The organism is Aquitalea magnusonii, assembly GCF_003202035.1.
GTDB classification, from domain to species: Bacteria; Pseudomonadota; Gammaproteobacteria; order Burkholderiales; family Chromobacteriaceae; genus Aquitalea; species Aquitalea magnusonii.
This window is the reverse complement of record NZ_QJKC01000002.1, coordinates 232,654-253,007: the sequence shown is the minus strand read 5'-3', so window position 1 is coordinate 253,007 and position 20,354 is coordinate 232,654. Positions and strand designations below refer to the sequence as shown.

The 20,354-nt window shown below is 62.7% G+C and carries 18 protein-coding genes; 2 read left to right on the top strand and 16 right to left on the bottom strand.

The window, feature by feature from the left end; all coding sequences use genetic code 11:
• Positions 1–45: 45 nt before the first annotated feature.
• From DFR38_RS02960 to gntR, 4 genes are all read right to left on the bottom strand, one after another.
• Entirely contained in the window at positions 46–549 is a 504-nt protein-coding gene (locus DFR38_RS02960) for a hypothetical protein (RefSeq protein ID WP_059286983.1), read from the bottom strand.
• A 325-nt stretch (positions 550–874) separates the two neighbouring features.
• The gene (locus DFR38_RS02955) at positions 875–2,197 is read right to left on the bottom strand and encodes an MFS transporter (protein WP_239688770.1); all 1,323 of its coding nucleotides are present in this window, start codon (positions 2,195–2,197) and stop codon (positions 875–877) included.
• A gap of 28 nt (positions 2,198–2,225) precedes the next feature.
• On the bottom strand, positions 2,226–2,735 hold the full coding sequence (locus tag DFR38_RS02950; RefSeq protein ID WP_110312964.1) for a gluconokinase: 510 nt from the start codon (positions 2,733–2,735) through the stop codon (positions 2,226–2,228).
• A 283-nt stretch (positions 2,736–3,018) separates the two neighbouring features.
• Positions 3,019–4,044 (bottom strand): HTH-type transcriptional regulator GntR, encoded by a 1,026-nt coding sequence (gntR, locus tag DFR38_RS02945; protein ID WP_211310707.1) that lies wholly within the window; start codon positions 4,042–4,044, stop codon positions 3,019–3,021.
• A gap of 186 nt (positions 4,045–4,230) precedes the next feature.
• On the opposite strand from gntR, the gene DFR38_RS02940 reads away from it, so the two are divergent.
• The gene (locus tag DFR38_RS02940) at positions 4,231–5,085 is read left to right on the top strand and encodes an endonuclease (RefSeq protein WP_244909882.1); all 855 of its coding nucleotides are present in this window, start codon (positions 4,231–4,233) and stop codon (positions 5,083–5,085) included.
• A gap of 80 nt (positions 5,086–5,165) precedes the next feature.
• On the opposite strand, the gene DFR38_RS02935 is transcribed toward DFR38_RS02940, so the two are convergent.
• From DFR38_RS02935 to DFR38_RS02885, 11 genes are all read right to left on the bottom strand, one after another.
• On the bottom strand, positions 5,166–5,591 hold the full coding sequence (locus DFR38_RS02935) for a hypothetical protein (RefSeq protein WP_110312962.1): 426 nt from the start codon (positions 5,589–5,591) through the stop codon (positions 5,166–5,168).
• A gap of 296 nt (positions 5,592–5,887) precedes the next feature.
• Positions 5,888–6,880, bottom strand: coding sequence for a C45 family autoproteolytic acyltransferase/hydrolase (locus tag DFR38_RS02930; RefSeq protein WP_059285172.1), 993 nt, complete (start codon positions 6,878–6,880; stop codon positions 5,888–5,890).
• Positions 6,881–6,943: 63 nt separating this feature from the next.
• Positions 6,944–8,398: a biotin carboxylase gene (locus DFR38_RS02925; protein WP_082693317.1), complete on the bottom strand. Its 1,455-nt coding sequence runs from the start codon at positions 8,396–8,398 to the stop codon at positions 6,944–6,946.
• Positions 8,399–8,520: 122 nt separating this feature from the next.
• Positions 8,521–9,462: a carbon-nitrogen hydrolase family protein gene (locus tag DFR38_RS02920; RefSeq protein ID WP_199053448.1), complete on the bottom strand. Its 942-nt coding sequence runs from the start codon at positions 9,460–9,462 to the stop codon at positions 8,521–8,523.
• Between the two features lie 286 nt (positions 9,463–9,748).
• The gene (locus tag DFR38_RS02915) at positions 9,749–10,444 is read right to left on the bottom strand and encodes a response regulator (RefSeq protein ID WP_059285173.1); all 696 of its coding nucleotides are present in this window, start codon (positions 10,442–10,444) and stop codon (positions 9,749–9,751) included.
• Positions 10,441–13,137, bottom strand: coding sequence for a DUF4118 domain-containing protein (locus DFR38_RS02910; RefSeq protein WP_059285174.1), 2,697 nt, complete (start codon positions 13,135–13,137; stop codon positions 10,441–10,443). Before DFR38_RS02910 ends, DFR38_RS02915 begins: the two co-directional genes overlap by 4 nt.
• 115 nt (positions 13,138–13,252) lie before the next feature.
• Entirely contained in the window at positions 13,253–13,825 is a 573-nt protein-coding gene (gene kdpC / locus DFR38_RS02905) for a potassium-transporting ATPase subunit KdpC (RefSeq protein ID WP_059285175.1), read from the bottom strand.
• Between the two features lie 28 nt (positions 13,826–13,853).
• Positions 13,854–15,977: a potassium-transporting ATPase subunit KdpB gene (gene kdpB, locus DFR38_RS02900; protein ID WP_425320042.1), complete on the bottom strand. Its 2,124-nt coding sequence runs from the start codon at positions 15,975–15,977 to the stop codon at positions 13,854–13,856.
• Between the two features lie 39 nt (positions 15,978–16,016).
• A complete protein-coding gene (gene kdpA / locus DFR38_RS02895; protein ID WP_059285176.1) occupies positions 16,017–17,825 on the bottom strand; it encodes a potassium-transporting ATPase subunit KdpA in 1,809 nt (602 codons plus the stop codon).
• A gap of 1 nt (position 17,826) precedes the next feature.
• Positions 17,827–17,916 (bottom strand): K(+)-transporting ATPase subunit F, encoded by a 90-nt coding sequence (kdpF, locus tag DFR38_RS02890; RefSeq protein WP_110312961.1) that lies wholly within the window; start codon positions 17,914–17,916, stop codon positions 17,827–17,829.
• A 321-nt stretch (positions 17,917–18,237) separates the two neighbouring features.
• The gene (locus DFR38_RS02885; RefSeq protein WP_059285177.1) at positions 18,238–18,429 is read right to left on the bottom strand and encodes a hypothetical protein; all 192 of its coding nucleotides are present in this window, start codon (positions 18,427–18,429) and stop codon (positions 18,238–18,240) included.
• A 297-nt stretch (positions 18,430–18,726) separates the two neighbouring features.
• Between DFR38_RS02885 and DFR38_RS02880 the strand changes: the two genes are divergently transcribed.
• Complete coding sequence (locus tag DFR38_RS02880; RefSeq protein ID WP_059285178.1) at positions 18,727–19,497, top strand: sulfite exporter TauE/SafE family protein; 771 nt, start codon at positions 18,727–18,729, stop codon at positions 19,495–19,497.
• Between the two features lie 78 nt (positions 19,498–19,575).
• Here the strand turns inward: DFR38_RS02880 and DFR38_RS02875 are convergent, their stop codons facing one another.
• Entirely contained in the window at positions 19,576–20,298 is a 723-nt protein-coding gene (locus tag DFR38_RS02875; protein WP_059285179.1) for a GntR family transcriptional regulator, read from the bottom strand.
• Positions 20,299–20,354: the final 56 nt, after the last annotated feature.

Sequence of the window (20,354 nt, the reverse complement as noted above, 5' to 3'; positions counted from 1 at the left end):
AGGCCGCAAGCCGGCATGCAGCCAGCTTGCGGTCCGGGCGGATGATCAGGCGGATTTCCAGGCCTCGGCATTGCTCAGAATGCTGCTGGCCTTTTCCTGCTGCTCGGCCGAGCCATGCACCAGCAGCACATATTTGTCAGCCTTCAGTGCCGATTCATATTCCACTGCATCGGCCTTCTTGACTCCCAGCTTGCTCAGCGCGGCGGCAATGGCAGATACCCCGCCCACCACGACCGCACCTTCCAGGGCGCTGACCAGGGTGGTGACCACAGGCCCGGCCATGGCTACCAGGCCGACGCCGGGCAGCAGGAAGACCGCCGGCGCAAACAGCAGGCCCCATAGCCCGCCCCAGAAGGCGCCTACGCCGCCCCAGGTCTTGATTTTTTCACCGGTGGTATAAAAGCCGACCGGATGTTCCTCGCTATGGTAGCCCTTGCCGATGATAGACAGTTGCTTGATATCGAAGCCGGCGCGATCCAGGATGCGGATGGCCTGCTCGGCTTCGGCATGGGTGGGGTAGATGAAAACGCTGGGCTGATGTTGTTCCATGTTTGATCCTCTTTGATACGCGGGGTGGACTGCGAAGACGTCACGGAGCAGATGACAAGGCCCTGTATGGGGAGACAGGTCTGTCAGTGACCCGGCGATAATTGCAGCCAAGCGATCAGGATGAAACTGGCTGTTGAAGCAGGCACTGTGACATTGACAGCAAAACGCCCCGGCAGGCGGGGCATCGGCATGACTGGCGCAGTGACTGGAGCGGCCGACAAACTGGCCTTGCGTGGCTGGAACAAGGCGTCGCAAGGCCAGGGCAGGGGTTTTCCTGGCCGCTTTTGTCTGGCCGCCCACCGCCTGGCAAGACGCTGCAGCGCCCCTAGCCTGTGGAGTCGGGCAGGGCCTGGCCCACTGCGGCCGGGGGCGCGATGGTCTCGATGCGCCCCAGCAGGAAGACAAAGGCCAGCATGCCGATGATCAGCATCACTCCGGCCACCAGAAAGGCATTGCTGAAGGAGTGGGTGCTGCCCACGATATAGCCGGTAACGATGGGGGCCACCGCTCCCATCATGTTGTTGGCAAAGTTCATGATGCCGCCCACGGTGCCGGTGCCGCCATGCGGTGCAATCAGCGAGGGCAGCGACCATCCCACCGGTGCCGCCGCCGCCAGCCCGCTGAGCGCGATGGTGATCCAGATGATGGCGATGACCGGGTCGCTGGTGGTGGTGGCGCCGAATACCGCCAGTCCCAGCAGCATGCCGCCCAGCAGCACGCCTTTGCGTACGCGGGTTTCATCGTGGCCACGGGCAATCAGGTGGTCGATCAGCCAGCCGCCCACCAGCAGGTCGGACAGGGTGGCGAATATCCACGGAATGGCGGCATAGCTGGCCGATTTCAGGATGCTCATCTGCATGGTCTGCACCAGATAGCCGGGCAACCAGGTAAGAAACAGGTAAAACACATAGCCATAGGCGGCAAAACCGATGGACAGTCCCCACACCTTGCGCTGCCGCAGCAGATAGCCCAGCATGGCCAGCGATCCGCCCTGGCTCACCCCTTCCGCAGTGGCCCCACCCTCCACGATATGGCGGTATTCCTCTGCCGACAGCTTGCTGTCCTGGCTTGGATCACGATAGATCAGGGTAAAGGCAATGAAGTAGGCCAGGCTGAGCAGGGCGGTGAGGCCAAAACCCCAGCGCCAGCCCAGGTGGACCACGGTCAGCGCCACCAGCGGCACGCCGATCACATTGGAAAACTTGGCGGCCGCATCGAAAATCGCCGTGGCCATGGCGCGTTCACGCCGCGGGAACCAGTAGCCGGTAGCCTTGGCGCTGACCGGAAACCCTGGCGCTTCGGCCACGCCCAGCAGGGCGCGCGCCACGAAAATGCCAGCAAAGCCGCCGGCACAGGCGGTGAGGGTGGAGGCCAGCCCCCACAGCAATGCCCCCCAACGGCCGACGCGAGTGACGCCGAAGCGGTCCAGGATCAGCCCGGTGGGAATCTGCAGCAGCGCATAGGTCCAGAAAAAGGCACTGAACAGCAGGCCCAGATCGCTGCTGGACAGGTGAAATTCCTGTTGCAATTGCGGGGCGGCCACCGACAGGCTGATGCGGTCGAAATAATTGACCAGTACGCCAATGCCCAGCAGGCCGCCTATGCGCCAACGCCGTTGTGGCGTGGTCATGCTGTGTCGTGTTGTCACCTGAATTCTCCTTGGCAGGGATGTGTTGTTATTGGTGTTGCGCCAGTTGCTGCAGCAGCTGCTGCAACAGGCGGTCCAGCGGCTGGCTGATGTCGCAGCGGATGCAGCGTTCATCGCCAGCCGGTTCTTCCAGATCGTGGAACTGGCTGTCCAGCAGGCTGCCGGGCATGAAATGGGCGTCACGGGCGGCCATGCGCTCGGCAATCAGCGCTTTGTTGCCAGCCAGATGGACGAACAGCAGCTTAGGGTCGCCCTGGCGCAGCGTATCGCGGTAGCGACGCTTGAGCGCCGAACAGGCCAGCACCATGGCTTCGCCCTGGGCCACACCGCTGGCCAGCCGTTGCGCCAGCAAGGCCAGCCAGCCTGCCCGGTCGGCATCGGTCAGGGGGATGCCGGCTGCCATGCGCGCAATATTCTGCGGCGGGTGATAGCTGTCGCCTTCGATGTAACTGGCGCCGAGTGCATTGGCCAGGGCCAGGCCCAGGCTGCTCTTGCCGCAGCCGGTGACCCCCATGACCACGATATTGGGTTGCTTCATGTTAGCGCTAACATATGGTGGTGAAAGAAAACCGCCCTGGGCGGTGCGTGCGCAATGTTAGCGCTAACAATTCGGCGGCGGCAATGTCTTTCCATGCTGCAGGGCAGCAGACGATGGTCGCCGCATGCGGCGCGTGAGCGTGCCGAAGCTGATGGCTGGCGGCTGCTCAGGCGCTTGACTGGTACGAGTTGTTTGAAATCAATGGCTTGCCCTGCCGTGGCGGCTGGGCAGGCTTGGCTGTGGGCGGCGTGCAACGGTAGCGCACACCACCCCGCCCGCGGTCTCAGGTACTGCCGCGTTGCTGGAGCTGGAAGCCCAGATCAAGGCAGCGGCTGCCACCGCTGTCCTGCTGTCCGTGCAGCTGTTGCAGCAGCAGGCGGGCCGCGGCAGCACCAATGGCAAAGCGTGGCGTGGCGATCGTGCTCAGTGGCGGCGTGGTCCAGGCGGCAGCCTGCAAGTCATTGAAACCGCCAATGGCCAGTTGCGCCGGCACGGCAATGCCGCGCTGCTGGCAACGGGCAATGGCACCGATGGCCAGGTCGTCATTGCAGCAGAATACGGCGTCGCAATCGGGGTGGGCGGCCAGCAGTGCATCGAGCATGTCCGCCCCCAGCTGCATGCTGGACGGGGCCGGGTTCAGCCATTCCAGCGCCGGATCGTGGCAGCCGGCGGCGGTCAGTTCCTGGCGGTAGCCTTGCAGCCGCTTGAGCACCCGCTCGTCCAGCTGGGCGGCCAGATAGGCGATGCGCCGCCGGCCCCGCTGCAGCAGATGGCGGGTCATGGCCGCGCCGGCGGCTTCCTGCGACAGCCCCACACAGGGTCGGCCATCATCGCTCAGATCCATCATGTACACCGCCGGCAACTGGCGCTCCGCCAGGATGCGGCTGAATGCCTCGGCCTGCTGCAGTCCGGTCACCAGCAAACCATCCGGGCTGTGTTGCAGATAGGCGCGCAGCAGGGCCAGTTCCTCGCTGTCGCTGTAATGGGTATTGCCGATCAGCATCTGGTAGCCGGCTGGCTGCAGCACGGATTCGATACCGGCCAGCGCGTCGATGAACACGGTATTGCTGAGCGAGGGGATCAGCACCAGTACCGTGTGCGAACGGGCCGAGGCCAGCTGGCGTGCCGAGCGGTTGGGCACATAGCCCAGTTGTTCGACCAACTGCAGGATTTTTTCACGCAGGGCCGGCGTGACCCGCTCTGGCGAGTGCAAGGCGCGGGACACGGTGATGGCACTGACGCCGGCCGCCTGGCCGACATCATGCATGGTGACGCCGGAGCCGGAACGAAGGCGCGGTTTTCTCGACATGCTCTACCTGCTGTGAAAGCCGGGCGACACTGCCCGGAGGCGGAATTGTAACGCAGACCGGCCTGCCCACGCTGCCTGCCGCTTGCGGTGCCCTGTTTGAAAATGTGGCGGCGACGGTTATAGTGCCCCTCCCCAAAGTACAGGAGTCGACCAGACGCGCGGACCCGCGGTGGTGGCACGGTAGAAATGCAAAAACGGTTTTATGGCTTGTTGCTGCTGGCCTTGTGCGGCTGTGACAGGGACGGTGGCGTCAAGCTGCCGCGAGAGGTGAAGGCGCTGGCCCAGCTGGGTGAAACCATGGTGCGCCAGCTGCAGGCAGCCGGTGGGCAGACGACAGCGCCGGCGGGTGGACCAGCGGACAAGGTGGTGCTGTCTGCGCTGGTGCGCGGTGACAAGGCGGTGGGTCACCGCGATTTCAACGGGGCCAAGCGCGTGTTGCCCAAGGTATTTGCCGGCATGCAGGAGGATTTTTATTGCGGTTGTGCTTATCAGGGCAAGGCGGTGGACTGGTTGTCCTGCGGTTATGTGCCGCGCAAGAATCCGGAACGGGCCCGGCGTATCGAATGGGAACATGTGGTGCCGGCCTGGGTGCTGGGCCATCAGCGCCAGTGCTGGCAGCAGGGCGGACGCAAGAATTGCTCGGGCAATGACGAGGTCTACCGGCTGGCTGAAGGTGATCTGAACAATCTGGTGCCGGCAGTGGGCGAGGTGAATGCCGATCGCAGCAATCTGTCCTACAGTGCCTGGGCCAGACAACCGACCCGCATCTACGGCCAGTGCGGCACGGTAGTCGATTTTGCCGGCAAGCGCGTGCAGCCGCGTGAGGAAGTGCGCGGCCGTGCCGCCCGCATCACCTTGTACATGCATCAGCGCTATGCATTGAACATGAGCCGGCAGGACCGGCAGCTGATGTGTGCCTGGGCCAGGCAATATCCGGTGGATAGCTGGGAGACGCGGCGCAATGCGCGCATTGTCAGCCTGCAGGGGGAGGGGAACTTCCTGGTCAGCCAGCCGGCGCGGCTGGCTGAAGTCTGCGGCTAAGTCCGGCTCCCGACAGCCGCTGGCCGGGCCATTGCCGGGGTCGGCTGCGCAAGCTGCTGTCTGGTGTCAGCCAGCAGCGCTCAGGCGGCGGGGCTGCTCTTGCGGCGGCTGCGTGCCGGTTTGGCGGCGACGGCTTCGGCCTCCGCCGGAGCGGCTTCGGCTGCCGCGCAGTCTGCCGCTGCCGAAGACTGGACCGGCGGAGTTGCCGGCTCGCTGTCGTCACGGACTGCGGCTGGGCTGGTGCTTTCTTCCACACGCAGATCCGGGGCAATTTCGGTAAGCAGCTGTTCCAGCAGCTTGCTGCGGGCGGCAATATGGTGGTCGAAGCGCCAGTCTTTCAACAAATCCAGTGCGACTTCGAAATAGCGCATATCGATCTGATACAGGCTGCCCAAATCAAAAGGCCGTCCCATTTCCAGTGCCGCAGCCAGGTCTTTCAATACCTGGACTTGCTCATGATCCTTGTTTTCTTCAATAAAACGGCGGATTTTCTTGGCGGCATTCATGCTGGCATTCCTCGCGCGTACAGTGACTTACTCTATCGGTTTGAGTAATTTCAACTGGACTAAAGTGTTTAAAAACCTGCCACAGTCTGCCACATGCTTTGCGTAAAAAATATTACCGATTTATGACATATAGCCATTTTGTCATTATTTTACTGTTTTCATTATCTTTTTTGAATATTCCGTTATCCGTCCCGCTGCGCTGTGGCCCGCGTGTTGGCTGGCGGTGAGGGAATGGCAGTGGCCCGCTGGCGCGGGCCGGCGGCGGCGCAAAAAGTAGGAGGTTTTGTTCGCCGCTCTTAGCCCGCGTGATTGGCGTCGAAGCGCACATTCAGCACGCCTTCCTGCACATCCAGGCAGTACTGCGGCCAGCGCATGTCGGGCCACAGCAGTTCGGCCATCAGCGTGTGCGGATGGTAGGCCGCCGTATACAGCGTGCCATAGCCACGGCCATAGGCAGTCTGGAACAAGGGGGGGCGCAGCAGGGTGCGCAGCACGTCATCGGCGCGTTCCGCCTTGCGCACCCCCTGGCCCAGCATCCATTCGCGCTCTTCCGACAGGGTGGCACGGGCATGCGCCTGCCATTCCAGCCCGTGCTGGTGGTTGGCTACCGCGCTGCGGCTGACCACTTCGGTGGGCCGGTCCGGCGCCACGAACACCGTTGCCCAATGACTGCACTTGTCCAGCAGGCTGATGTTATAGGTCATGTGCACCGGCAGGCGCTGCAGGATGGCTACCGCTTCGGCGGTATTGCTGGCGGTTTCCAGCAGGTAGCGCATGACCAGCGGAATGCCGAAACCCTCGCCAACGGCGGTGCGGCCGCCAAAGGAGAGTGAAACGGCCAGACCGTCCTCGTTGATACCGTCCAGCGCACCCCACAGGCAGTCACTCATGGCCAGCACCTGGCGGCCCAGCCAGCGGGTGGACAGCCAGCTGCCTTCCAGCAGTGATGGCGCGTAGTCGTAATTGCGTGCCAGCAGCGGACCTTCCACACCATAGGGATCCAGCCATACCGCTTGCGAGCAACCGGAAATATACGATGGCGGACACCATTGCGACAGAAAGCGTGCTTCCAGATCGCCGCCGCCGGCCAGCTCGCATAGCTGCTGATACAGCTGCGCCAGCTCCGGCATGTGCTGGCGCAGTGCGCGGCGCCCGGCCAGATAAGAGGGGCGGGCACGATAGCCATCGCGCAGAAACCACTGCTGATAGGCCGGCCAGCGCAGCTGGAACAGTGCCTGCCAGCGCGCTCCCGGTGTGTATTCGCGGATCGCTTCGAATGTACAGCGCATGTGTCTCACTAGGTTGATGACCGCTGCCATGCCAGGGCAACGACCAGGGTGGCGCTGAGCGGATTATAGGATCTTGAAGGCGCCGGGTGCGGGCACTTGCTCGTCGTGCACGGCCATGATGGGTTTGGCGGCATAGTATTTCTTGATGCCGGCTATCCAGTGGCGTGCGCGCTCGTTGAGGGCGAAGTCATCGGTCATGGAGCGGCCACGGGTGATCAGTATGCCCAGGTCGGCGCCTTCGTAGCGATAGTCGCCCGGACCGCTGATGCGCAGGAAGAAGGCTTCGTTTTCCGATTCGATGTCCTGGCGCTTGTAATCGAAGCGATGGTAGGACACCGAGCCGTCATCCGCCATGCGGTAGATGCCGGTGGCCGGGGCATGGGTGATGATGTCGACATTGTTGGCGGTGTGCTTGATCACCAGCTGGCTCCAGCTGTCGATGAAGGCCGGGTTGGCCCAGCGCGCGTTGAGTTCTTCCACGTCCAGTTCGAACTCGATGCCGGAGAATTCCAGCAGGTGGAACAGGAAGAGCGGCACATCGGCATAGGCAAAGGCCGCGTGGTTGGTCATCGGGCTGGCACCGCAGATGCGCGGGTTCAGTTCGCCCAGATAGACCTCGTCCGTGTCCTTGTCGATGAGGAAATCCAGATCGAAATAGCCGCGATAGCCTTCGGCCATCAGCTGGTTGCCAAAGCGGTAAGCCATGTCGCGCGCCTTGGCGCGCACTTCCTCGCTGAAGGCGCCGGGGAAGATTTCATTGCCGCACCAGCCGCCGCGATAGGGGGTCAGCTCCGGTTCGCCCACCACCTCGGTCAGCAGTGGTCCGACCAGGGTGCCGCTGCGGGTGGCACAGGCCTCCAGCGTGGCACCGCGGCAGTTGATGCGCTTCATGATCTTGACTTCCGGGTCCTGGATGATTTCCTGGGCATGCCGGTCGAAATCGGCCTCGCTGGAAATGAAAAAGGTGGTGTGGCCGGAGTCGCCAAAAGCGGTCTGCACCACCAGCTGTTCGCCCAGGCCATGCGCGTCGGCAATTTCGCGCAGATGGGCGTAGCTGTCCACCTTGCTCAGGGCATTGGGGACGGAAGGTACGCCGGCCTTGTTGCCGATGCGTACGGTTTCCATCTTGTTGTCGCAGCGTTCGCGCAAGGCGGCACTGGGGAACCATACTTCGATGCCCAGCTCCTGGCACAGCCGTTCGGTTTCAGCATCGAACATCAGGAACACCGCCACCGGGCGGCCACCAGCGCGTTCGACATAATCCACCACATCCTTGTGTTGCAGCAGATAGTTGTTGATGTCCTCGATGGACTGGAATTCTTCATGCGGCAGTTGCGGCGGCACAAAGACATTGGGGTGGCGGCCATCGAAGCAGTCGATGTAGTTGATGTATTTGAAGCGGTTGACCCACTGGTCTATGCCCAGCAGGTTGAAGTTGGTGGCGCTGATGAAGTAGATCGGCCGTTCATTGCGGTGAAACAGCAGGCGCAGATCGGAAATATTGCTGACTTTTTGCATGGTTGGTTCTCCCTGAACGGCTCGCGGTGGGGTTGTCGGTGTCGGCGGCTGGATGGCTGCCCGCCAGGCTTGCCAGCATTGGCGGCAGTAATGCAGCCAGCCTGATAGCAGGGTGTTGCCTTTCATTCCTGGACCTGGCTGGCGGCCAGGGCATCGCTGTCGGCCTTGATCTCCGCCATCGGGCCGCCGGGGCCGGACAGCTCGCCCTGATGGTGGTCCTCCGGTTTGGTCAGCGGGCCCAGCCGGTACAGATAGGCATCCAGGCCGCTGTCGCGCTGGTACACCGGGAAATCGCAGCGACGGTCGCGGAAGCTCTTGAGCGGCTGGCCCAGCCCGCGCAGGCCGCGTTCACGCTCGCGCCTGACCTTGTCGAAGTCGATTTCCACCGGGATGATTTCCGGGCCATTGCCTGCCTGATGCAGCACGTAGCCGGCAGGATCCACCACGATGGAGCGCCCGGTGCCGCCATCACCCACGCCGTTGATGTCGAGGAAGTACACCTGGTTGGTGACGGCGGAGGCGCGGGCAATGGCCAGTTCCACTTCGCGGTCTATGGTGTCGGTCATGGTGGGATGCAGGATGACCTCTGCCCCCATGGCCGCCAGCGTGCGGGTGGTTTCCGGGAACCACATGTCGTAGCAGATGGAGATGCCGATGCGCCCGGCATCGGGCACGTCGAACACCACGAACTGGTCGCCGGCAGTGATGCCTTTTTCGTAGGGCAGGAAGGGAAACAGCTTGCTGAAGCGGGCGATGACCTCGCCTTGCGGATTGATGACCGGGCTGGTGTTGAAAACATGGCCATCACGCAGCTCGAACAGGGAGCCGGGAATCAGCCAGATGCCGTGCTGGGCGGCAATCTGGCACAGCCGCTGCTCGGCCTCGCCCGGCATGGTTTCCGCTTTCAGCGGGCTGGGGCCGTAAGCGGCCAGCTCGGAAAACAGCACCATGTCGACCCAGGGAAAGCGGTGTTTGACATGGGCGACGTAATGCCCCATGCGCGTGATGTTTTCTTCGAAGGCGGAAACCGACATCTGGATGCCGGCAATGGCGAAGCGTTTCAAGGTCTCTCCCGTGTGGATGCACGCGCTGCAGTGTGGCCGGCGTGAGGCACAGGCCAGGCGTGCGATGCAGCGCGAGACGAGGTTGGTGGGAGAGCAGTCTACAAATGAGGGAAGGCGGCCAGAAATAGCCGATTTCTGATTCAGTGCGCAGGAAACGGACTATCCATTTGCTTGGAATTTTCCGAGTCATGCCGGATGGGAGGGCAGGGCTGTCGCAAAATGCGTTTTGCGACGTGGCGCGCCTGCCAGGTACGCTGTGCGCAGGGTGGAGGCCGGGCCTGCGGGCTCAGCTTTCCAGCAGGCGGTAGCCGACGCCGGTTTCGGTCAGGATGTGCTGCGGCATGGCCGGGTTGTCTTCCAGTTTTTGCCGCAGGTGGCCCATGTAGACGCGCAGGTACTGGTTGTGTTCGGAGAAGGATGGCCCCCATACCGCCAGCAGCAGCTCGCGGTGGGTGATGACCTTGCCGGCATTGCGGATCAGCGTGGTCAGCAGGCGGTATTCGATGGGTGTCAGGTGCACCATGGCCTCGCCCTTGTACACGGTGCGTGCCACCAGGTCGACCTTGATCTCGCCAAAGGCAAAGGTCTGGGCCGGGGCGGCGCTGCCATTGCCACGCCGCCGCAGCAGCACACGGATGCGCGCCATGCATTCGGCCACGCCGAAGGGCTTGGTCAGGTAGTCGTCGGCGCCGGCATCCAGCGCCTGCACTTTTTCCGCTTCCTGGGTGCGGGCGGACAGCACCAGGATGGGCAGGTCGGTCCATTCGCGCAGCTGGCGGATGACATCGATGCCGTTCATGTCGGGCAGGCCCAGGTCCAGTATCACCATGTCCGGTTTGCGGGTGGCCACTTCGATCAGGCCCTGCTTGCCGTTTTCCGCCTGGTGTACCACCCAGTTGTCGCCGTCCAGTGCCGAGGCGAGAAAGCGGCGTATCGGTTTTTCGTCTTCGACGACCACCAGCTTGATCGGGTTGTCACTCATGCTTTGATCTCCTCTTCGCCGGGCAGGGCCGGCATGGCGCGTACCGGCAGGGTGAAGCTGAAGGCGGCGCCATGGGGGCGGATATTGGCCGCCTGGATGACGCCGCCGTGGGCTTCGACGATGCTGCGGCAGATGGCCAGCCCCAGTCCCACGCCCGGTGTGGTGGATTCGCTGTTGCCACGGCTGAACTTGTCGAACAGCTTTTGTTCCTGGCCTGCCGGCAGGCCGGGCCCGTCGTCCTGCACGCAAACACGCATTGTAGCGCCCTCGCAGCTGGCACTGAGCGTGATATGACTGCCGGGCGGGGTGTATTTGGCGGCATTTTCCAGCAAGTTCACCAATACCCGTTCGATCAGCACCGCGTCGTACTCCAGCACGGGCAGTCCGGCAGGCAGGTCGATTTGCAGCTGGTGCTGCTGCAGGCTGCGCTGGCAGGCACGCACCGCGCTGCCCACCACATCATCCAGCAGCTGCCATTCCCGGTTCAGCTGCACGCCGGACTGCAGCTTGGCCATGTCCAGCAGATTGGTGACCAGATGGTTCATGCGCAGTGATTCTTCCTGGATAGACTGGGCGATATCCGCCTGCTTGGCGGCATCGACCTGGCCGGCGGCCAGGATGCTGGACAGCCCGACCAGGGTGGTGAGCGGGGTGCGCAGGTCGTGCGAGATCACCGCCAGCACGCTGTTGCGCAGGCGTTCCGATTCCATGGCGACAATGGCATCCTGCGCCACTTCGACATAGTGCACCCGCTCCAGCGCCAGCGCGATCTGGGCGGCGCAGGTTTCCAGCAGGCGTTGCTGTTCGGGCAGGAAGACCTGGTCGAGTTGTTCGGGCAGCACGGCCAGCACGCCGCGATTGCGCATGGGCGCTTTCAGCGGCAGATAGAGCATGGCATTGGCCGGCAAGGTCTGGGTGCCCAGGCCCGCAGGCTGCTGCTTGTCATACACCCACTGCGCCACGCCCAGATCGGCCTGGGCATGGCTGTCGTTTTCCGCGCGCAGTTCTTCATTGCTGTTGGGGGTGAACAGCACGATGCTGGCATTGAAGAGCGGCTGCAGGCGGCTGACTGCGGTATCGATGATCTGGTTGGCGGTGAGGGCGCCGGCCAGCTCGCGGCCCAGATCATACAGGGCGCGGGTGCGGCGCTCGCGATAGGTGGCAATGGTGGCTTCGAAGCGCAGCCGTGCGGCCAGCTGGCTGATGATGAGGGCCACGGCAAACATCACGGCAAAGGTGAGCAGGTATTGGGTATCCGATACCGAAAACGACATGCGCGGTGGCACGAAAAAGAAATCGAAGGTGGCCACCGCCAGCAGGGACGCCAGCACGCCGGGGCCACGACCAAAGCGCACCGCCACCAGTACCACGCCCAGCAGGTAAACCATCACCACATTGGACAGTTCGAAAAAGGGCGTCAGCAGGCTGGCCAGGCCGGTGGTCAGCAAGCAGGCCAGCAGCGCTGCCAGATAACCATGGCGCTGCTGCTGGCGGCTGGCCTCGCCAAACAGCAGGCTGTTGAAGCCGTCGCGCGTTTGCGGCTGCTCATCTTCCAGTTCGTGGGCCACCACGTAGACATCGACATCATTGGCCTGCAGCGACAGTTGTTCCAGCAATGGCCGTCGCCACAGCCGCTGCAGCTTGTTGCCGGCGGATTTGCCCACCACCAGCTTGGAAACATTGCGGGTGCGGGCATAGGCCAGCAGGGTGGAGGCCAGATCGCTGCCGCCCAGCACCGTGGTTTCCGCGCCCAGCTCCTGGGCCAGTTTCAGGCCCTTCATGATGCGGCTGCGCTTGGTTTCCGACAGGCCTTGCAGTTCCGGCGTTTCGACAAACACGGCAATCCAGTCGGCATCCAGGCTGGCGGCCAGCCGTTTGCCGCTGCGCACCAGCTTTTCGGTGCCGGGGCCATGGCCGACGCAGATCAGCAAGCGTTCGCGGGCATGCCATACCGGCTTGATCGACTGGTCGGCACGGTAGGCGCGCATTTGCGCGTCCACCCGGTCGGCGGTGCGGCGCAAGGCCAGTTCGCGCAGGGCCAGCAGATTGCCCTTGCGGAAGAAGTTTTTCACCGCGCGCTCGGCCTGATGGGCGATATACACCTTGCCGGCAGCCAGGCGGGCCAGCAGTTCGTCCGGCGGCAGGTCGACCAGCGACACCTCGGCCGCCTGATCAAACACGTGATCGGGCAGGGTTTCGCGCACCACGATGCCGGTGATCTGTCCCACCACATCATTCAGGCTTTCCAGGTGCTGCACATTGAGCGTGGTATAGACATCGATGCCGGCCGCCAGCAGCTCTTCCACGTCTTGCCAGCGTTTGCTGTGGCGCGAGCCGGGGACATTGGAGTGGGCGAATTCGTCCATCAGGATCAGTTCCGGCTGGCGGGCCAGCGCGCTGTCCAGGTCAAACTCGGCCAGGCTGTGGCCCTTGTATTCGATGCGGGTGGGCGGCAGCACTTCCAGGTCTTGCAGCTGGGCTTCGGTTTCCTTGCGGCCATGGGTTTCCACCACGCCCACCAGCACCTTGCAGCCTTCCTGCTGGCGCACGCGGGCGGCACTGAGCATGGCATAGGTCTTGCCCACGCCGGCGCAGGCACCAAAGAAAATTTTCAGGCGGCCGCGCTGGGCAGCCAGCTCCTCCTGCTTCAGCTCATCCAGCAGGGCATCGGGGTCGGGGCGGGTATCCGTCATGTTCAGTCCGTCGTCGCTTAGGGCGGTACAGCATAATGCCCTGCCCGGAAGGGGCAGGGCGATGGCGCAGCGCATCCGGCCGGGAGCGGATGCGCGGATCAAACCGGCCGCGGCTTTACTTCACCGCATCCAGGGCCAGGTTCAGTTCCAGCACGTTGACCCTGGGTTCTCCCAGCAGGCCGAAGGTTTCGCCAATGATGTGATCATCCACCAGTTGGTGCAGCCGTGCCAGCGGCATGCCGCGGGCGTGGGCGACACGCTCCAGCTGGTAATAGGCGGCAGCCAGCGATATTTCCGGGTCCAGGCCGCTGGCCGATGCGGTGACCAGATCAACCGGCACGGTGGCGGTCTGCGTGGGATGAGCCTGGCGCAGGTGGTCGAGATTGGCCTTGACCGCATCCAGCTGGGCCTTGTTGGTGGGGCCGAGGTTGGAGCCGCCAGAATTGCCGGCATTGTAGGCCATGGGGCTGGTGGCGGATGGCCGGCCCCAGAAATACTTGTCAGCACTAAAGTTCTGACCGATCAGGCGGGAGCCGATGATCCGGCCATCTTTTTCGATCAGGCTGCCATTGGCCTGCTGTGGAAACAGCGCCTGGGCCAGGGCCGTGGTCAGCAGCGGGTAGGCCAGGCCGGTCAGCAGGGACAGGATGGCAAACAGCAGCAGTGCGGGTCGCAGAGTCTTGAGCATGATGAGTTCCTTGTGTGGGCGGGCCGGTTTACACCAGGCCCAGGCTGCCCAGCAGCATGTCGATCAGCTTGATGCCGGCAAAAGGCAGCAGCAGGCCGCCCAGGCCGTAGATCAGCAAATTGCCGCGCAGCAGTTCGGCCGCGCTTCTGGCGTGGTATTTCACCCCTTTGAGGGCCAGCGGAATCAGCACCACGATGATCAGCGCATTGAACACCACCGCCGACATGATGGCCGAGGCCGGGCTGTTCAGGCCCATCACGTTCAGCGCATTCAGCTGCGGATAGGTGCTGGCAAAGGCCGCCGGGATGATGGCGAAGTACTTGGCCACGTCGTTGGCGATGGAGAAGGTGGTGAGCGAGCCGCGGGTCATCAGCATCTGTTTGCCGATTTCCACGATTTCGATCAGCTTGGTGGGGTTGGAATCCAGATCCACCATATTGCCGGCCTCTTTCGCTGCCTGGGTGCCGGTATTCATGGCCACCGCCACATCGGCCTGGGCCAGCGCCGGCGCGTCGTTGGTGCCATCGCCGGTCATGGCCACCAGCTTGCCTTCGGCCTGATGGCTGCGGATCAGCTTGAGCTTGGCTTCCGGGGTGGCTTCGGCCAGGAAATCGTCCACGCCGGCCTCGGCGGCAATGGCGGCGGCGGTCAGCGGGTTGTCGCCGGTGATCATGATGGTCTTGATGCCCATCTGGCGCAGCTCGGCAAAGCGCTCCTTGATGCCGCCCTTGACGATGTCCTTGAGCTCGATCACCCCCAGCGCGCGGTTGCCTTCGGCCACCAGCAGCGGGGTGGAACCACGCCGCGCCACTTCATCGGCGCTCTTGCTCAGCGCATCGGGGAAGACCCCGCCTTGCTCGGCGATATGACGGCGAATCGCATCGATGGCCCCCTTGCGGATCTGCCGGCCATCGTAGTCGATGCCGCTCATGCGGGTTTGCGCGGTAAACGGGATGAAGGTGGCTTCGTGACTGGCCAGTTCACGTTCGCGCAGGGCGAATTTCTGCTTGGCCAGTACCACGATGCTGCGCCCTTCCGGGGTTTCGTCCGCCAGCGAGGCCAGCTGGGCCGCATCGGCCAGCTGTTGTTCGCTCACGCCCGGCGCCGGCACGAATTGCGAAGCCTGACGGTTGCCCAGGGTGATGGTGCCGGTCTTGTCCAGCAGCAGCACGTCCACGTCGCCTGCCGCTTCCACGGCACGGCCGGAGGTGGCAATCACATTGGCCCCCATCATGCGGCTCATGCCCGCCACGCCAATGGCCGACAGCAGGCCGCCGATGGTGGTGGGAATCAGGCAGACCAGCAGCGCCACCAAGGTGGTGATACTGATGGGCGAACCGGCCTTGGCCGCCTCCACGCTGAACAGCGAGTAGGGCAGCAGGGTGACGGTGACGATCAGGAAGACAATGGTCAGTGCCACCAGCAGGATGGTCAGGGCGATTTCATTGGGTGTTTTCTGGCGCTTGGCGCCTTCCACCATGGCGATCATGCGGTCGAGGAAGGTTTCCCCCGGATTGGCCGTGATTTTCACCACGATCCAGTCCGACAGCACGCGGGTGCCGCCGGTGACCGAGGAAAAGTCACCGCCGGATTCGCGGATCACCGGTGCCGATTCGCCGGTAATGGCGGATTCGTCCACCGAGGCCACGCCGTCGATGACTTCACCATCCACCGGGATGACATCGCCGGCCTCCACCAGCACGATGTCACCCTTTTTCAGGCTGTGGCCATCGACAATGGTGACGCCAGCGTCGCGGCGCGGGCCGGACAGCTTTTTCGCCACCACGTTTTTCTTGGCCGAGCGCAGGCTGGCGGCCTGGGCCTTGCTGCGGCCCTCGGCCAGTGCTTCGGCAAAGTTGGCAAACAGCACGGTAAACCACAGCCACAGTGCGATGGCCAGGATGAAGCCGGGTGCGGCCTCGCCCTTGCCCGCCAGCGCCTGAAGCCACAGGGCGGTGGTGAGGATGCTGCCTACATAGACGACAAACATCACCGGATTGCGCCACTGGGTACGTGGCGACAGTTTCCTGAAAGAATCGATGATGGCCGGTTGCAGCAGGGCCGGGTCAAACATGCCCTTGCCCGGTTTGCCGTGCTGGCTGGCTGCGCTGTTGGCAGCAGCCGACACATTGGAATGATTGCGATCGTTCATATTGTTTTCCTTGATCCTGTTGCGTATCCACGCCCAGGATTAATGTCCGCTCACCATTTGCAGCTGCTCCACCACCGGACCCAGCGCCAGCGCCGGGACGTAGTTGAGCGCCCCCACCAGCAACACCGTGCCGATCAGCAGCACCACGAACAGCGGGCCGTGGGTGGGCAGGGTGCCGCTGTTGACCGCCAGGCGTTTCTTGGCAGACAGCGAGCCGGCAATGGCCAGGATGGGCACAATCATCAGGAAGCGGCCAAAGAACATGGCGATGCCGGTCATGATGTTGTAGAACGGCGTATTGGCAGACAGGCCGGCAAAGGCGCTGCCGTTATTGTTGGCAGCCGAGGTAAAGGCATAGAGGATTTCGCTGAAACCATGGGCGCCGGGGTTGGCAATGCCTGCCTTGCCGGCATCCACGCTGACGGCAATGGCGGTCAGCACCAGCACCAGGATCGGCGTCACCAGAATGGTGATGGCCGTCATCTTCATCTCATAGGTTTCAATCTTCTTGCCCAGATACTCCGGCGTGCGCCCCACCATCAGGCCGGCAATGAACACCGCCAGGATGGCAAAGACCAGCATGCCGTACAGGCCGGAACCCACACCGCCGAAGACCACTTCACCCAGCTGCATCAGGAAGGTCGGCACCAGGCCGCCGATAGGGGTGAGCGAGTCATGCATGGCAGTCACCGCACCGCAGGAGGCCGAGGTGGTGATCACGGTGAACAGCGCGGTATCGATGATGCCGAAGCGGCTTTCCTTGCCTTCCATATTGCCACCGGCCTGCAGGCTGCTGGCCTGCTGGTCCACGCCCATCGCACTCAGTTGCGGCACCCCGGCCTGCTCGGCGCTGGTTTCCACCACCACCGCGGTGGCAAACATCACCAGCATCGCGGCCAGAATGGCCCAGCCCTGACGGCGATCACCCACCATGCGGCCAAAGACAAAGCACAAGGCTGCCGGGATCAGGAAGATGGCTAGGTCTTGCAGGAAGTTGGACAGCGGTGTCGGGTTTTCATAAGGATGGGCCGAGTTGGCATTGAAGAAACCGCCGCCATTGGTGCCCAGCATCTTGATGGCTTCCTGCGAGGCGACCGGGCCCATCGGCAGGGTCTGCTGCTGGGTCTGGCTATCCAGCATGACCGGCTTGCCATCCTTGCCGTTGACCGGGTTGCCCTTGGCATCCAGCTTGGGCTGCTGGAAATGGGTGACTTCCACGGTATGCGCTGTCTGGTAGGGCAGCAGGTTCTGGATGACGCCCTGTTGGGTTAGTGCCAGCGCGAATACCAGCGACAGCGGCAGCAGGATATATGCGGTAAAGCGGGTCACATCGACCCAGAAATTGCCTATCCGGGCCGAGCTGTGACGGGCAAAGCCGCGAATCAGCGCAATCACCACGGCGGCACCGGTTGCGGCGGACAGGAAGTTCTGTACCGTCAGCCCCAGCATCTGGGTCAGGTAGCTCATGGTGGTTTCGCCGCCATAGCCTTGCCAGTTGGTATTGGTGACAAAGGAAATGGCGGTGTTGAAGGACGAATCAGGCGTCACTGCCGCCATGGCTTGCGGGTTGAAGGGCAGCACGCCTTGCAGGCGCTGCAGCCCGTACACGGCCAGAACCCCCAGCAAATTGAATACCAGCAGGGAAACCGCGTAGGACTTCCAGCCCATTTCCTCGTCCTGGCGAATGCCTGCCAGGCGATAGAGCAGTTTTTCCAGCGGTGCGAGCAGGCGCAGCGGACCGGGGTTTTCACCCTGCATGATGCGGGTGATCCAGCTGGACAAGGGCCAGGCCAGCACCAGCAAGACCAGCAGGAACAAACCCAGTTGGAGAATGGCAGGTGTGCTCATGTCAGAAATTCTCCGGTTTGAACAGTGCGTATAGCAGATAGGCCAGCAAGCCCAGGGCCAGCAGGGCGCTGATGAAATAGAACAGGTTCATGGCTATTTGCCCTCCGCGTGCTGGCAGAGCCGCACGAAAGCGAGCGTCAGCGCAGTGAATCCCAGAGTCAGGCCAAGATAGACCAAATCCATTTTGCATTTCCTTTACGAGGCGATATGTGCCAGTGAAAGGTACGCAATCGGATGTCAAAAACCTGATAAAAAGCCAGGAGGGGGGGTAAAGAAACTATAAAGACGCTGCAAATGCTGCTGCACCAGGGCAGCAGCCGGCAGAAAACGGGGGATTTGACGACAAAAAAGGCAGCAAGCGCCAAGAGAGTGGCGCTTTGGCAGGGGCGGGTGATGAGGCTGCGCGGCAGCGCTAGAACAGATCGTCTTCGCTGCGCTCCGCCATGAAGCGGGCGTCATCACGGTCATGGGCGCGCTGGCGTACTTTCTGCTGCCGGCAGCGTTCGGTATCGCTCAATTGCGGTTTTGCCACCGCGTACAGAAAACTTTCATGCTGGTCGCGTGCCTGCTTGCGGCGGACACTGAGAGGAATACGGGAAATCATCCTTGCACCTCCAGATTGGGTACATCACATGCGGTCGGTTGTGCCAACCATTAAAACTTGACTGTATTTCAAACATTTGTAAAGTCTGAAACGTCGCGCAATACGCAAAATGTTGTGTGTTTGCCGCGACAGTCTTCACTAGCTATGGTTATTTTTAGCAGATTTGCTGCTGAATTGCCGGCCAGTGCTGGCTATGGTGCCGTATAGACTTATATCGAATATTGATTAAATCAAACAATCTAGTTTGTTATATGTTGTGTGCAGTAGGATAGCGCCAGAACTTAGTTTGGAGCTGTCATGGAGTTGGGATACGCAGTGGCTGGTCTGGTGGTGGGCTTTATCGTCGGACTGACCGGGGTAGGGGGTGGTTCCCTGATGACCCCAATCTTGCTGTGGTTTGGCATTTCGCCAGCCACCGCGGTCGGCACCGACCTGCTGTATGCCGCGCTGACCAAGGCCGGTGGCGTGTTCGTCCATCACAAGCAGAAGCATGTCGACTGGAAGCTGACGGCCTGGCTGGCTGCCGGCAGTGTGCCGGCATCGCTGCTGACGCTGGGCCTGCTGTCCTGGCTGCACCTGTCCAGCCATGCGCTGGATTCGGTATTCAAGCTGGTGCTGGGCGTGGCCTTGCTGCTGACTGCCGCCTCCATCCTGCTCAAGCCCCGCCTGATCAAGCTGATCAATCCGCAGGGCCACCCGCCGGCCGAGTTCGTGTTGAAACCGTTGCCAACCGTACTGATAGGCATGGGTCTGGGGGTGCTGGTCACCCTCAGTTCCATCGGCGCCGGTGCGCTGGGTACGCTGGCCTTGTTCCTGCTCTATCCGGCCTTGCCCACCACCCGCCTGGTCGGTACGGAAATCGCCCATGCGGTGCCGCTGACCCTGGTTGCCGGCCTGGGCCATGCCAGCATGGGCAATCTCAACTACATGCTGCTGCTGAATCTGCTGATGGGCTCCTTGCCGGGCATCTGGCTGGGCAGCAAGCTGACCCGCCGCCTGACCGATGCCTGGCTGCGACCGGCGCTGGCGGTGATGCTGGCCGTGGTGGGTGCCAAGCTGGTCATGTAGTGCAGGGATTCGCGTACTGCCTGCTGCAATGAAAAGAGCCGCTGCCCGCGGCTCTTTTGCATTGTCTGTCCGACAGGTTCAGTCCGCGTTTGCCGCCGGGCGTGGCTTGCGCCTGCCTTGCTTGCCGGGGGGGCTGTGGTGGGCCAGATACCAGGCTTCCAGCGCTTCTTCGGCATGCATGATGTGTTGCTTGAGAAAGGCGGCAGCGCTGATGGCGTCTTTCTGGCGGCATAATTCCAGCAGGTGGTTGTGTTCCAGATGTGCGCGGTCGTTAAAGCCGGTCAGCAGAATCTGCATGCGGGTGTAGCGGTCGGTGCGGTTATGCAATTGCTCGATCAGGGCCAGGGTTTGCGGCCGGCCTGCCGCCTGATACAGCGCCAGGTGGAAGCTGGCATTGAGCAGGCCCCAGGTGGCGACATCCTGATTGTTCAGCGCGACCTCAAAGCGCGCCAGCAGCGCTTCGGCGGCCGCGATGTCCGCTGCGGTCTGGCGGGGTATGGCTTCCAGCAGCATGTCGCATTCCAGCAGCACCCGTACCCGCAGCAGTTCGACGATTTCCGGCAGCGACAGCTGGCTGACCACGGCACCACGCCGTTCAATGATGCGTACCAGTCCTTCGGCTTCCAGCTGGCGCAAGGCTTCACGTACCGGTACCCGGCTGACACCCAGTTCGCGTGACAGCGCTTCCTGCCGCAACTGGGTGCCATCCGGCCATTCGCCGGACAGAATGCGCTGGCGCAGGGTGTCGGTGGCGGTGGCGGTGAGGGTTTGCTGGGGGGATTCGGTTTTTCTGGCTGGCATGTTGTGGCTCCCGTCTGGCGCTACAGTAGCACAAGCGGCAAGTGCCCAACAAAATC